At 38.3% G+C, this 13,404-nt stretch carries 11 protein-coding genes; 6 read left to right on the top strand and 5 right to left on the bottom strand.

Annotated elements, in window-relative coordinates; all coding sequences use genetic code 11:
- The first annotated feature begins 39 nt into the window (after positions 1-39).
- Entirely contained in the window at positions 40-711 is a 672-nt protein-coding gene (locus A9970_RS07785) for a MauE/DoxX family redox-associated membrane protein (protein ID WP_182981868.1), read from the top strand.
- 110 nt (positions 712-821) lie between these two features.
- The gene (locus tag A9970_RS07790) at positions 822-1,142 is read left to right on the top strand and encodes a hypothetical protein (RefSeq protein WP_182981869.1); all 321 of its coding nucleotides are present in this window, start codon (positions 822-824) and stop codon (positions 1,140-1,142) included.
- Positions 1,143-1,232: 90 nt separating this feature from the next.
- Here A9970_RS07790 and A9970_RS07795 read toward each other — a convergent pair whose 3' ends face one another.
- Genes A9970_RS07795 through A9970_RS07810 form a run of 4 tightly spaced genes read right to left on the bottom strand, consistent with a single transcriptional unit; the run spans position 1,233 to position 7,530 of the window.
- Positions 1,233-2,573: a RagB/SusD family nutrient uptake outer membrane protein gene (locus A9970_RS07795; RefSeq protein ID WP_182981870.1), complete on the bottom strand. Its 1,341-nt coding sequence runs from the start codon at positions 2,571-2,573 to the stop codon at positions 1,233-1,235.
- A 6-nt stretch (positions 2,574-2,579) separates the two neighbouring features.
- A complete protein-coding gene (locus A9970_RS07800) occupies positions 2,580-5,765 on the bottom strand; it encodes a SusC/RagA family TonB-linked outer membrane protein (RefSeq protein WP_182981871.1) in 3,186 nt (1,061 codons plus the stop codon).
- Positions 5,758-7,137 carry a TlpA disulfide reductase family protein gene (locus A9970_RS07805; protein ID WP_182981872.1) on the bottom strand — a complete coding sequence of 460 codons (1,380 nt, stop codon included), beginning with the start codon at positions 7,135-7,137 and terminating at the stop codon, positions 5,758-5,760. Before A9970_RS07805 ends, A9970_RS07800 begins: the two co-directional genes overlap by 8 nt.
- Positions 7,138-7,155: 18 nt before the next feature.
- Positions 7,156-7,530 (bottom strand): hypothetical protein, encoded by a 375-nt coding sequence (locus tag A9970_RS07810; protein ID WP_182981873.1) that lies wholly within the window; start codon positions 7,528-7,530, stop codon positions 7,156-7,158.
- A gap of 1,011 nt (positions 7,531-8,541) precedes the next feature.
- Here A9970_RS07810 and A9970_RS07815 point away from each other — a divergent pair.
- The 4 genes from A9970_RS07815 to A9970_RS07830 all read left to right on the top strand — a co-directional run bounded on the left by A9970_RS07815 (position 8,542) and on the right by A9970_RS07830 (position 12,185).
- Positions 8,542-8,790 carry a helix-turn-helix domain-containing protein gene (locus A9970_RS07815; RefSeq protein WP_182981874.1) on the top strand — a complete coding sequence of 83 codons (249 nt, stop codon included), beginning with the start codon at positions 8,542-8,544 and terminating at the stop codon, positions 8,788-8,790.
- A gap of 526 nt (positions 8,791-9,316) precedes the next feature.
- Positions 9,317-9,709 (top strand): hypothetical protein, encoded by a 393-nt coding sequence (locus A9970_RS07820; RefSeq protein ID WP_182981875.1) that lies wholly within the window; start codon positions 9,317-9,319, stop codon positions 9,707-9,709.
- A 306-nt stretch (positions 9,710-10,015) separates the two neighbouring features.
- Positions 10,016-10,381: a hypothetical protein gene (locus A9970_RS07825; RefSeq protein ID WP_182981876.1), complete on the top strand. Its 366-nt coding sequence runs from the start codon at positions 10,016-10,018 to the stop codon at positions 10,379-10,381.
- A 55-nt stretch (positions 10,382-10,436) separates the two neighbouring features.
- A complete protein-coding gene (locus A9970_RS07830) occupies positions 10,437-12,185 on the top strand; it encodes a hypothetical protein (RefSeq protein WP_182981877.1) in 1,749 nt (582 codons plus the stop codon).
- A gap of 134 nt (positions 12,186-12,319) precedes the next feature.
- On the opposite strand, the gene A9970_RS07835 is transcribed toward A9970_RS07830, so the two are convergent.
- Positions 12,320-13,282: a hypothetical protein gene (locus A9970_RS07835; RefSeq protein WP_182981878.1), complete on the bottom strand. Its 963-nt coding sequence runs from the start codon at positions 13,280-13,282 to the stop codon at positions 12,320-12,322.
- Positions 13,283-13,404 lie beyond the last annotated feature (122 nt).

Here is a 13,404-nt window from a genome sequence, read left to right on the forward strand (position 1 = left end):
TTTTAGTACCGAACTTTGATTTACAATGTAAGTAAGGAAATGCAAAATACACCAAGACATATTGTTCCCAATAACTATTCCGAACGAAGGATCACGATCTTTTTAAAATGGATGATTCAATTTATTTTGAGACTTTCACAGATCGTGGTCCATTTTTGCTTAACACATTGGCGGGATATTGCTGTGACGTTTTATGGCTCATTTATGATGGGCCTTTGGATCTTTGTGGCATACAATAAATTTTCTGATTTCAGTGGCAATATGGATGCAATGCTCCGCCAGCCACTGCCAAGGCCACTAGCCATCGTATTGGCTTATTTGATACCAACAAGTGAGATCATGGCAGCAGTATTAATCGGGATTAAATCGACGCGATTAATTGGCTTGGTGCTATCATCGCTAATGATGCTGGCTTTCACCAGCTATGTGGGGCTAGCTTTGCTTTATGTATGGAGCGACGAGCTACCTTGTAGTTGTGGACTGATTGTTCAGATTAGCTGGAAATCACATTTTATATTAAATATTTACCTCACATTGATCTGCGTTTGGTCCTCTATCATAGAACGTTGGATTCGACTAAGACCTGTTGTACATGATAAATATAGTATTCCATATCGTACAAAAATAGCCAATACTATTCCACGATTGAGCTATAGATCATTTGCAAAGCATATAGACAGCCTTTTCCATGGGCAAAATAAGGGAAAATGACAGCTTACACATCGGAAACGCTGATGCTAGGTTGTCAGCAAGAAGGGCGCGTCTGCCAAAAGACATAAACAGAATAACAAATTTTAATATCACATTTTAAATCGAAGATTATGAACATCTTTAAAATCATCAAAACAAATGTATTGCCTATTCTCGGATTAGGCATAGCAGCAGGATTGACAACAGTATCGTTAATGTCTGCAAACACAATTAAAAAGCAAACTGCAAGCGAAGAATACTGGTTTGAAATGACCGGAGGTCAGCCGGGACAGGAAATTGAACAGCCTGATCCGAATTGTCCAAAACTTGAGAATCCAGATTGTGCTCGTAGATATAAAGATGAGGATACTGAATTTAACTCATTAGGACAACGTGTTGTAATTTCGGGTCACGAGTCAAGTTATACTGACTATCGTACCAAAACCTTGTAAATTCACTGCTTATTAAAAAGAAAGGGTGGCTGTTTCAATTCGAGACAGCCACCCTTTTGATTTAAAGCAAAGTTCTCCCTATTGATGAAGTTACTCGCGTAGATTTTGCTCGATCCCCGACAGGTCAATCACATTATCTGGAATGGGCAGGATATAATTCGGTGAATTGGGCTTGATCGCTATCTTTTTATCACCAAGCACCCTCATCATTGTTATTTCCGCCTTTTCATTTCGGTTCAGTCTCCGTATATCTGAAAATCGAAGCCCACGATAGAGTAAGCTTTTCCTCCTTTCAAGTAAGACAATATTCAACAACTCAGCTTGTGTGATACTTTCCTTTAATGCCACAATTCGATGATCACGAAGCCTTGATGCCATAAATGTCTGATAAAGAGATTTCGCTTCATCGAGTTTATTTGTTCGTGTTAAACACTCCATCGCCATAAGATAGACCTCATCAATAGCCAGTCCATTAAACAAGGATAAAGAGCCGGAATAATTACCGATAAAAGCTGCATTCTCTCCCCTAGGAGCAAAAAAAGTCTTCAATCTTAAATCATCATCCGCATAGGTTCGCATAAGGTTGGTATCGACCAAGGCTTTTGAATCTTTATGGGAAACATAAGACATAATGCTGTGAAAAATCACTTCATCATTAAATTGTGTCATCGGATAAGCGACGGAAGTATTTACTTTCGTGTAGTCGATCAATTTAAAAGCTGGCGATACAGACTGGCATAATGCTAAACATTCTCCATATCGCCCCATGATGAGATATAGCCTTGCCAAAAGAGCTTGTGCGGCATATTTGCTTGGTCTGGTTTTGACGGATACGGTTGTTGGTAGCAGCTCAATGGCATCCTTTAGGTCTTTTTCCATCTGTGCATAGGTCTGTCCGACCGTGCTTCGCCCCACCTTTTCATTGATGTCACTTTTCAGGCGCAAAGGAAGGCCAAGCCCTGTATTTTCAGCACCTACCATATACGTGTCGCAGTAAATCTGCGAAAGATTAAAATAACCAAAAGCTCTAAAGAATAAGGCTGTTCCTTTTAGATAATACGCTTCATCCTCTTTGCTAGCCAATACTTCCAGACCATCCAGCACGTTATTGGCGTAGAAGATCTGTTGGTAGGAATTGCTCCAAACAATGTCTAGCGAACCCTCATAGATATCTTTATTCCAGATATAAGTATTACGCTCGATCAAACTTGTAAGACCGTCGTAAACCTCTTTGCTCAAGTAATAATCGTCGGCAGAAAGATGAGCGAGATGAGGTAGCGCTTCGTTCATTGTTTCTGTCCGGTCCATCAAAGCCCTAAAATCCTTCAATGTGCTCGGTATAACAAGTTTCTTGTCCGATTTGACCGATAGAAAATCTTTGGTGCATCCGCCCAGCGTGATGACCAACAATAGTACTATAATTCTTTTCATTGTATGTTACAATCCTACGTTAATACCTATAGACCACAATCGGGGTCTTCCCAAATAACTCTCATTTGTCATGGGATCAATGTTGGCGCTATTGGCCACCCAAAGCTGCCCGACATTATTGACCAGCACAAAGAAAGAAGCATTTTTAAATGACTGGTTAAGCCATGTGTTATTCAATGTGCGGAAGTCAATACCCAATCGTACATCTTTCAAAAAGATATAATCGGCTTTTTCGACGAGGACACTTGAGTAGCTATTTAAAATGCTCCATTTGTCCAGATCAGCCACTTTTGGAATAGCTGGAACACCTGTCTCCAGCTCGTCACCAGGTTTGATCCAGCGTTTGGTATAATCCTCGTGGCCAAACCAATTTGTCGCCAATGTTGAATAATTAATCGTTGGTCTACGGAGGCAAGCACCAAACGCATAAAGCATTGAAAACGAAAGATCAAAAGACTTGTATCTCAAGCGATTTGTAAACGACCCCGTATACAAAGGAAGTGCTGAGCCGTGATAGTTCAGGTCGTCAAATGTCATCTTGGACCGGATGGCTGTATAATCTTTGCTGATCTCGCCTTTATACCAAAAACGCGGGCTTCCATCTACCGGATCTAAACCCGCCCAGGGGACTGAATATAATGGACTCATGGGCTTACCCTCCACCGGAACCGCAAATGATGAGGCCAATAAACTGCTCGGTGCTGTACCACTGAATTTCATTACCTTATTTCGGTTCCAATTGAACAGCAGGCTTGGCATCCACTCGACTGCAGCAAAGTTCTTTCGGCCATCGATTCGCAGATCGATCCCTTCGGTATTGAGTGAGGCCGTATTGCCTGTAAAGGAAAAGCGCTGACCGACAAAGAAGCCAGTCGTCGGGTCAAGGGCAGACTCCCCGATCAGATCGCGGCCTTTCTTCTGATAATAATCAAAGGAAACACTGACAATGCGGTTTTTAGTAGCGAGATCCAAACCAATATTGACTGTGCTTACTTTTTCCCAGCGCAGATCTTCATTGGGTGGGGTTTGGATCTGTGCAGAAGGCAACCCCGTCAGTAAGGATGTACCGTAGCTAGCCGTACTGTACCGCGTAAGCGATTTATTGACATTTCCGCTGTAACCAAAGGTCGTCCGTAGCTTGAGGTAGTCGACGATAAAATCTTTTGGCCAAAAGTGCTCCTCAGAAGCCGTCCATGCCAGTCCCGAAGACCAGAGCGGAACAGCACGTTGGTTGGTATTGACACCAAAAAGATTGGATGCATCCTTGCGTGCACTAAAGGAAAGCAGATACCGTTGCCTGTAGAGATAGCTACCGTTGAAGTAATACGATACAAAACGATCGATACGATCCGTAAAGCCGATTCCTGAGGGAATATTGGATTTTGAACTTATCGGAAAGCGTGTAAAACGTGTACTGAAGTCCATATCCTGATACGTCAATGTTTCGGGATCAAATCCATACACCGTAGACTTATCCCCTACCAGAGTCGTCTGTTTAACTTCCGCTCCCAATAATAGATTGATGTTCGACAGTCCGATGGTCGCCGAATAATTCAGTTGCGCCCTTCCCAGATGTGCTTGTGTTTTGCTCCTGGACTTATCCAGTATTGCGCCTTCCCGAATTGGAAATAACAGCTGACCATTATTTTCATAGGCAAAGCTATTGACCAAATTACGCGCATAATAGCTATCGCGGTCATAATTGAAGGTCTGCAGATTGTTTATATTCTGATAGTTATACAAGAGCTGTGCCGTGAGTCCGTAACGTAGCCGTATATTGGAATTAAATCCGGCTATAAACTCATTGTGCTCATTGGCAAACAGTCTTTTGTCCATTTCGTCCAATGGACTATAGTCCCAATTTAATCGCCCCGTTTGCTTTTGTGCATCCAAAAATATCCCGTTGTAATCGTGTATAACAGGCAGATAATTTCCGTTTTCATCTGCAAGCTGGGCATAAGGATAAATGTAATCCGCATAATTCAGTAGTCGGTTGTTTTGGTTGCCCAGATTCCAGGATAAGGTCGGATTGAAATCCAACCATTCCGCAGGTTTGAATGTCGAATTGAACTGCAGCAGTATCCTACTGTCTTTCTGTCTGTGAGCCGAAGTATTGGCTTTATTCCAAGTCAGGGAAAGCAAATTTGCCGCCCTTGCATTCCCATTGCTGATCTGAACATTGTACTGCTGTTTATACCCTGTGCCGAAGTAATAACGATCAAGATCCTTTCGGACATCCTGCTGTGCCAGTCCCGCGATCTGATTTGACACTTCATCTGCGCTCAGCAGCCCTTTATCCCGTTTGAGCAGCAATTCAACTACTGGCGTAAACTTCCGGTAACCTACATTAGCTTTTTGAGCGTTATAGTAGCCATTATCATAGAGGTACTGTTCAAAGCCGATAAAATCGCTGCTATTGAGCAAAAATTTAGAATAATAGCGCTCCGGAGCGGCTTCCCATGTATTGTTCAGGCTAAGGTTTACCTTAGTGCCCTCGTTCAGTTTTGCCGATTTGGACGTTATTACCAATACGCCATTACCCGCACGGGCACCCCATATAGAAGACGCCGCTGCATCTTTCAAAAAAGTAATGGATTCCAGTGCGTTCGGATCAAGTGCCGTGATGTCACCTTCAAAAGGAGCACCATCCAAAATGATTAAAGGCGTATTGTCGGACTTGATCGTTGCATATCCGCGCAGCATCAGTGCATTTCGGCCCGATAAGCGCGAATCAATCGTTAACCCACTTACGGTGCCTTCCAGCCGATCAACCAATCCTTCCGAAGGTCTACGGTTGAGGTCCCTATTTGTCAGGAATGAAAAAGATCCAGTAGCGCGTTCTTTTGGAATTGCTTGATAACCCGTTTGTACAACGGCCTCTTCCAGTTCCTGTACGTTAGACTCCAATTCTACCGTATATTCGCCAGGTCTGTCAAATTGCACAGTTTTAGGCGTATAACTGAGGTGGCTAAAGCGGAGCAATATGGGGTAAGTAATCTTATTGATATGGCTTTTTCCATCTCTATCCGTCTTTGTCACAATGGTAGATTCCTTTAGGGAATTTACAGATGCACCAGCAATAGGTTTTTGATCAGCTTTGCTCAGCAATTGAATGTGCAAACCATTCGATCCCTGTGCGAACGAATTGATATAGCTTACCATAATAAGGATAAATGCGATCCATCTATTCATGGCGACCTCCTTTCGCAATATCACCTAATACAAATACATCCATAGGCAAGGTTTCCAATGTTGCTCGATATCCTTGCGGTACCAAGAATGCATTGATACTGTTCAGATCATTTGGCCAATCATCCGGAATTTTTATTGTTTTTTTAAATTCGTCGGTTTTGTTGATCCATGGGATGCTCGTATTCGTCTGCTCACTCTCATTATCAAGCCTATCGACCAATTGATATAACGGGAGTTCTTTTGTTAGCTTTTTAGGAATTTTCAAGCCCTGAGACGATGCATCTTTTCGAATCACATAAGCTTTACGGCTACGCTGTTCAATACGGCCTTCCATACCATATTTTTGCCCGAAGAAGGTGTTGAGCTCTTGAAGTAAATCTTTAGCCAGTTCACTTTTATCCGCAGCAGCAGAATAAAACTGTATAGCATACAGATGTGCAGTGCTGTCGGCGCGGTATTGATCTGTGCTTACATTTAAAAGCTTGTCGCGCCATTTTGTCTCTAATAGAAACCAATTGCCCTTACGCAGATCAGGACGGGCGATAGCAATGGCCGATTTATAGATATCTATCGGCCCGGCATTTGTTGTTCCAAAAAAGCTGGGTTTACCATCCTTTCCGATCTTATAGTTTGTCTGGGCAAGGACATCCTGTAGGTAGCCTGTTATCGTAAAAGAATGTTGCAACTGGGGCTTACGAAAGATCAAAGGATCATTCAAAAAATTGTCCTTTAAGTCGAAAGACACACGATCTTGGCGTACTCTTGTAGGCGCAATTCCTTCATTTAGTAGTTTGGCTATATTTTCATCGGTCACTTCGGTTGCCTGTGTCGTTGCGACTACCTTACCCCCACTGATCCAGATGTAATAAGGAATCCAAGTATAGGGAAAGTATTGAAATAGCGTCGCCCTGGTGTCGATAAAGGACGTCAGCGTATACCCATTGTCTTTGAGGTACTGGGGAGCTCTATCCTGCTGTAATGTGGCGAGTAAAAATGAAACGTCGGAATAAGTATGTTGTAATTTTTGAATCTTTGGCAAACCCTCTAGGCAGCTTTTACAGGTGGTGGCCCAGCAATCTATCAAGATCAGCTTTTTGCCTTTGTACTCTTTGAGTTGAATATACTCTTTGCCCTCGGGATGGTTTGCTACGGGCAGCATTGCGTTCCATAGTTCATCCGGCACCGTATCACCTACATATAGCCGATTAATTTTGGTTAGCCCATCGGCCCCGCTGTCCTTGCGGGGCGTCTGAGCCGATAAACTAAACATAGAAACTAGTATGAATAAGATTACAAGTAAAGTAATCTGTATAACTGGAATATTGACTACCTTATCCAATAAGGCAGTGCATAGATTAGATCTTTTTATCATCTGCTTGTGGATTAGGTATTATTCAGTAATTCTATTAAAGAAACTATGGATCCTCTGCTTGGCTTCCAGATCGGCCGTAATGACTTCGGCAGATTCTGCAAAGGCAAATGCTACCGCATCGATTTTGATCTTGCGAAAATGCACCAGGAAATAAGCGATCAGCACCCGGCACAGCTTCATCAAAAAGGCATGCATCTGCTTTACACCAGCAATATCTTCATGCACCTCACTCTTTCTATAGTTTTCAAATAGTGCCCAAAGGTTTTCCTGACAGTCATTTATTGTATGTTGGGACCAGAACTCCCGAATGGTATTTAATGGATCGTATCCATTGTCGTATATTTCATAACATGCTAGCTCAAAGGGTAGCGGGTTGTTTGATTTTTGGTTCATAATTTAGTTTCATCAAGTATGACAAGCGCTGAGGTGCTATCGGAAAATTAGGCCATAGCCTCCCCCTTCGCGATTTTTTCGCGTTCAAAAGGCTTGTCATTGCATAGGTCAAACACGACCTATGCCAAATGGACAAATAGGATTAAAAGTCCGAAAAGCGCCGAGATACAATTTCAAGGCATAAATAGGGTTAATTATGGCGCTCCCTGCCGGAAAGAAGTAAAGACCGACCTACAGCAATATCGTCTTGCAATAAAAACTAGGGGTAAAAAGTTTGGACTCAATGAAAATTTGCTTAATTTTAATGTGCAAATATTAAATCAAGCTATATCATTGGCCAATATTACCTTTTAATGCAATTATATTGATAAATAGGTCGGTGACAGGCGTATAAAGAGGGAATTAAACTGGACTGTGTTCAGCTGTCTTTTCATTTTAAGGAAAGGCAACAGCTCCCCTTCTTATTGCTCTTTATAGCCTGTGTTTGATTGAGCGCAACCTATTCGGGCGCGCGAAATATGTTCTTTAAAAGTGATTTGCGGGAATACCTTACCAATCGATCTCTGATCGAATGCGGGTAATGGAAGGTGTTTGTACTGTTCGTTCTCATAATCGTTTGGTTTTTATGTGAACGAGTTCCAGAATAACGAAGGAATGAAACCTTGCCTTTCTCCACTCTTTCGCTAAGCCCGAAAGCATTAGCTAGGCCTTAAGTAAACTTAAGGTGGTACCCGGAAGCGGCTACTCAGCAAGGCTCATCCCCGCGCGTATGCAAAGATACAATATTCGCAGGTAATGAGCTAACCTTACCGCCTCCTTCCCAGGTACCAAGTGGAAAGTTGGAGACTCGTCAATAATATCAAAGTGCTTAAAACACTTAATATTTTCAAGTTAACTCGATGCCAAATAATTAAAGGCATCAATAAAGAATCAGATAGCATATAAAAACTTAGCTATCACTAAGCAAATATAATCACTTAGCTATAGCTATGCAAATAATTTTAAAAAATTATGGGTGAAAAAATACCGAAAACTAAAATCGAGTGGGAAATTGTGAAATTGGTTAGAGAAATAAGGAATGTGAAAGAAGTCAGTCAAGCGAAACTTGCTAAAATTCTTGGAGTAACTTCAGGATATATAGGCCAGATTGAAATAGAAAACTCTCCAAGTATGTACACCTACGATCAGTTAAATAAACTGGCAACAGGATTAGAATGTAGCCTAAAGGATTTTATGCCTGAAAAGCCTGTCAATATCTAGTTCGCATAACAGCATCAAAATTGAATAAATTAGAAACCTCGAGTGCACTTAAAGCACTGTACATCTCGATTTTTATAGAGCTTAACAAAAACGAAATTATATGTCTGAAGTGGCGAAACCGCAGTACCTAAAAAAATCAATAAAAATATTCAGATTTTATGGAATAGGATTGCTGATTTCAATCCTCACAGTAACGTTATTAAGATCAGAAAATGAGAATTTTAAAGTAGTTTATGAAGCGCTCGTAGCAATACCATATCTCATTACTTTAGTTTTAGCCCCACTTGGGTTATATTACAGTTGGAAGGCCTATAAATGTAAAAAAGAACCTAGAAAAAAACGGACAATGTTCCTCATGGGACATCTTTTCTTTTGTACGGTGATGATATTACTTTTCGGAGTGATAATAAAGGATCTCGCTTCTCTAAATTGGTGATAGACTAATGGAGAGATTAATAGATAATGATTCCCTGTCAGAAGCGAAATTACTTGTTCGGCGAATTAAGAAAATAATTATATAATTATTATGAAGACAAGATTTATCACACTATTCTTGCTGTTGTATATAGCGAAATCTTTTGCACAAAATACATCTAGCCCACCTATTCAAATTAATTCTACGGATAGTACAGTTGCATACAAGCTTTTCCCTACACAAAATATGTTTACATTTATCAAATTGAATACAAGAAATGGACAAATGTGGCAAGTTCAATGGGATACAAGTGGTAAAAACAGATCTGTAAGTACATTATCAGATATATCTTTAGTAGATAAAGATGAAGAAAAGAATGGTAGATTTTTTCTTTACCCAACTACTAATATTTTTAATTTTATTCTTCTAGATCAAATAGACGGTAGAATGTGGCAGGTCTCCTGGGGAAGAGAAAAGGACAAAAAAGTGTTATTAATTGAGTAATCATGTATTTTTATTGTCTTAAAAACTAATATTCATTTTGAAACCATTAAATAGATGAAAAATGTAATTGCTATATGCACACTAATTGTGCTCGCCTTATCTTTTCAAGATCTAAGTGCTCGAACAAAATACCCTGGGAAAAGACATACTACTAGCCATGGTGGAACATATAAAAGTGGTAAGGGCAGCTCTCATAAAGGAGGAACCTATAAGAACGCTAAAACAGGAAATCGATACGGTAGGCACAAATAAGAAAAGTATTATTTGATTCTATAGTTTATGTCGATTTTTTAAATAAAAGCTCTCATGTATAAGTTCTTATTAACCATATTTTTATTTGCCTGCTGTCTTGGAAACAGTTTAGCACATCATAAAAGAGATAACCAAACCGAGGTAAAAACGACCTTTTCCTATGCGTATATACGGGTGGAAGGAAAATTCCTTTCAAAAAAACTTAAGGTGAAAGTCGACTTAGGAGATTCAGATGAACAGATTGCGGAAGGTGAAAAGCTGTCTGAAATATTGACTAATAAAAAATCTTATGCCTCCATATTGAACTATATGTCTAAAATTGGTTATGAATTAGTAAATACATTCGATTTAACGGATAACTATAACGGCTCAGGAGGCACTTCTGGCATTATCTACATTATGAAGAAAGCTGAGGATTAAAGATATTATATGAGAAACAATTTTTCAAGTATATTTCACATAATTAAATCTGAATATGTCTAATTCACCTATTGATAAGGCAACTACGTTAGCGAAAGAACTTAAAGAACTAATTAGTCATTACGACCATCGTAGCTTTACAGCGCATATTTCCCACCTTGCCAATATTCACGTTCGTCATAAGCGTAACGTTATCCTAAAATCCCCTATCAGGCAATTAATGTACCTTATATCATTATTTCACAGTACGGGGTCATGTGGAAAAAAACTATACTTTCCTGGAGACAAATCTGATCAAAGGATATTTGAGTTATTAAATGAAATTGAAGATAGTTACAACCTTCCTTCTCGCAAGGTAAATCTGGAGTCTCAAGAAGACATCAATCGAATAATAGTAACAAAAAGTACTTTCCTCAATTTTTATCTAAATGCTCCACTGACCTATTATGAACAAGATATAGAAAGAGTTTTACAAACTTTCCAGCATTTTGAAACTCATATTTTAAAAGAAACTGGTTTAGCTTTAAGCGATTTTATTGAATTCTTTAAACTAATTTCCAAATTAGAGAGGGAAAAAGGTAGAAATTATTTAAACAACAATTTTAATAATGACGCCGTACTACAGTCCCTAAAAGGAAGAAAAAAAATCAATGATTTAACTCTTGACGAAAAGTTTCATTTAGTTAATCTTGGTCAGAACGCTGTATACGAAATGGGGATTCGTCTAACAGAAATTTACGACAAAATAGGTCAACAAAAAGGGAAGCTTTTGCTTAAGTATTTTACTTTGGAGCAAAAAGAAAATCAAGAATATCTATATTATACAGACCAATGTCCATATTTGGCCAAGCCCATTTTCTTTATGGATAATGAACATGTTTTAATGATTTTCTCCAAACAATTAATAAATGCAATTTATGAATTCTTATATGAGATTTGTGATGGCCCCATGACTCCTGGGAGAAAAGTTTCAGAACGTAGAGATAAATATCTTGAAGATAAAACTGAGGAATTGTTTCATGACTTTTTTGAATCAGATGCACAGTATTTTCGCTCATACTATTTAGATAATAATGAGAAAGATTTAATAATCTTACAAGATCGAATTGTATATATTATAGAATGCAAAGCTCATAAATATCGTGATCCTCTTCGAGATGAAGATAAAGCATTTAATCGTATTAAGGATGACTTCAAAAAATCAATACAGAAAGGTTATGAGCAGGCAAAACATGTTGAGGAATACTTTTATGAGGATCATCCTTTCAATCTCTTCCACAAGAATAAAAAGATATTAAAAACTATTAACCCGAATGAATATGATGAAATATTCACATTAGTCGTTACACAGGAACGATTTGGGCAGATACAATGTGATTTGAGCTACTTACTCGAGATAGAAGATAATAGCAATTTCCCTTGGTCAGTAGGAGTAAATGATCTCGAAAGTTTTTTAATAACCTTAAAAAGAAAGAGAAATCATAAAGAAGAGTTTAGAGAATTTCTCTTAACTAGAGAAAAATTACAAGGTCGTGTTTTTTGCTACGATGAACTCGAACTCTGTGCATATTTTCTTTTTGACAGACAGAATTTTTTAAAAATATGTGATCGGAAAGAAACATTTCATTCTAGTCCAGATATGAATAATTTCTTTGACTTACTTTATGACGTTGGATTTGGTTTCAAAGACGAATTAGATTTAGAAATGAAAATAAAAAAGCGTAATAATACTGCAGCTTCTTTTATCAAATTTCACAAATTAAAACCTGCTGATCGCATCGCTCAATTTTTAAAGGGGATGTAACTCAAACTCTGATCCTTTAGTCAGTAAAGTTAACAAACGTTCAGAATGAAATGGACAAGATCAAGGCCGAGGGATCTGCAGCGGAAGGTGAAGGGACAGTTATGAAGTTGAAAGGCGCTGGTTAGTCCAGCGCTTTATTTTATTCGTATTAAATCCATTCTGAGATCAGAATCTTTAAATTTTATATTTTTAATGAATCTGAAATCTTTAGAATTCAATATCGATAAAGTAACAAAATTATTCATTAGCTCATTTTTTAAAATATGTAAAATGTTAAGTTCTCCGTCGGTATTCGGAAGAATATCGCTCTTAATTAGAAGAGTTTTAAAACCGATATTATTATTTAAAATGTTATAAAAATATTCAGTTATTTGGCTTTCTATCAGCTGCTCCTTATATTTGAAACTTATAAAACAATCTTCTTGATTCTCATGTCTTGATATATGTAGATTTGAATTTACTACATTTACGAGATTCCCATTTGATAAACGTTCATAGATTGCAAATTCATAATCTCCTATCAAAAAGTCGATACTAGATTTTTCTTCAAATTCTAATAGATTTGCATCTGAATTTTTTAGCTTATCTTCCAAATCTTTCTTAATAGAAAGTGTTTCTGAGTATTCAATTCCCAAAGTAGCTGATTTATTCTCTAAATTTTTATTTTTGATAGTCAAATCATTGATTTGCCCTTCCATCTCAGTTTCTTTAGATATGAATTTACTGATGCGTTTTTCCTTTGCTTCAATTTGATCTTGAGCATCCAAGTATAGGTCAGTGGGAACTGTAGCATTTTTAACAATCTTAGTAAACAGCTTTTCTTCCCACTTTTTAACTAGAGTATGAAAATTATTTAAAACCAGAATGATAAATGGATACAAAACGGCAATACAGAGTGGCCATATGTAATTGCGCATCGGATCCTTCAAAGTTTCTATATACTCCATATGGTTATCATATCCTAGCCTTGAGATATTCTTAGCATCATACCAGCACAGAGCAACTACAATCTCCCAGTTCCAAAAAATCCAGGCTATACAAAAAGACAAAAGGATAGGCTGTGACAGCCTTTGTAAAAAAGGTTTAAATACATCCATAAAAAATAAGTTAATGAGCAAATATACCCCAACCCCACCAAAAACGCAACACTAATAGTAAAAATACAAAATGTACAAAATGCTTAACAAATGTGTATTTTTTAATCAAATATAATATTTTG

The organism is Sphingobacterium sp. UME9 (assembly GCF_014170215.1).
Lineage (GTDB): Bacteria > Bacteroidota > Bacteroidia > Sphingobacteriales > Sphingobacteriaceae > Sphingobacterium > Sphingobacterium paramultivorum.

Coding starts and splice junctions, on each gene's coding strand:
- A9970_RS07785 (WP_182981868.1), top strand. CDS start 40: ATGCAAAATACACCAAGACATATTGTTCCCAATAACTATTCCGAACGA.
- A9970_RS07790 (WP_182981869.1), top strand. CDS start 822: ATGAACATCTTTAAAATCATCAAAACAAATGTATTGCCTATTCTCGGA.
- A9970_RS07795 (WP_182981870.1), bottom strand. CDS start 2,573: ATGAAAAGAATTATAGTACTATTGTTGGTCATCACGCTGGGCGGATGC.
- A9970_RS07800 (WP_182981871.1), bottom strand. CDS start 5,765: ATGAATAGATGGATCGCATTTATCCTTATTATGGTAAGCTATATCAAT.
- A9970_RS07805 (WP_182981872.1), bottom strand. CDS start 7,137: ATGATAAAAAGATCTAATCTATGCACTGCCTTATTGGATAAGGTAGTC.
- A9970_RS07810 (WP_182981873.1), bottom strand. CDS start 7,530: ATGAACCAAAAATCAAACAACCCGCTACCCTTTGAGCTAGCATGTTAT.
- A9970_RS07815 (WP_182981874.1), top strand. CDS start 8,542: ATGGGTGAAAAAATACCGAAAACTAAAATCGAGTGGGAAATTGTGAAA.
- A9970_RS07820 (WP_182981875.1), top strand. CDS start 9,317: ATGAAGACAAGATTTATCACACTATTCTTGCTGTTGTATATAGCGAAA.
- A9970_RS07825 (WP_182981876.1), top strand. CDS start 10,016: ATGTATAAGTTCTTATTAACCATATTTTTATTTGCCTGCTGTCTTGGA.
- A9970_RS07830 (WP_182981877.1), top strand. CDS start 10,437: ATGTCTAATTCACCTATTGATAAGGCAACTACGTTAGCGAAAGAACTT.
- A9970_RS07835 (WP_182981878.1), bottom strand. CDS start 13,282: ATGGATGTATTTAAACCTTTTTTACAAAGGCTGTCACAGCCTATCCTT.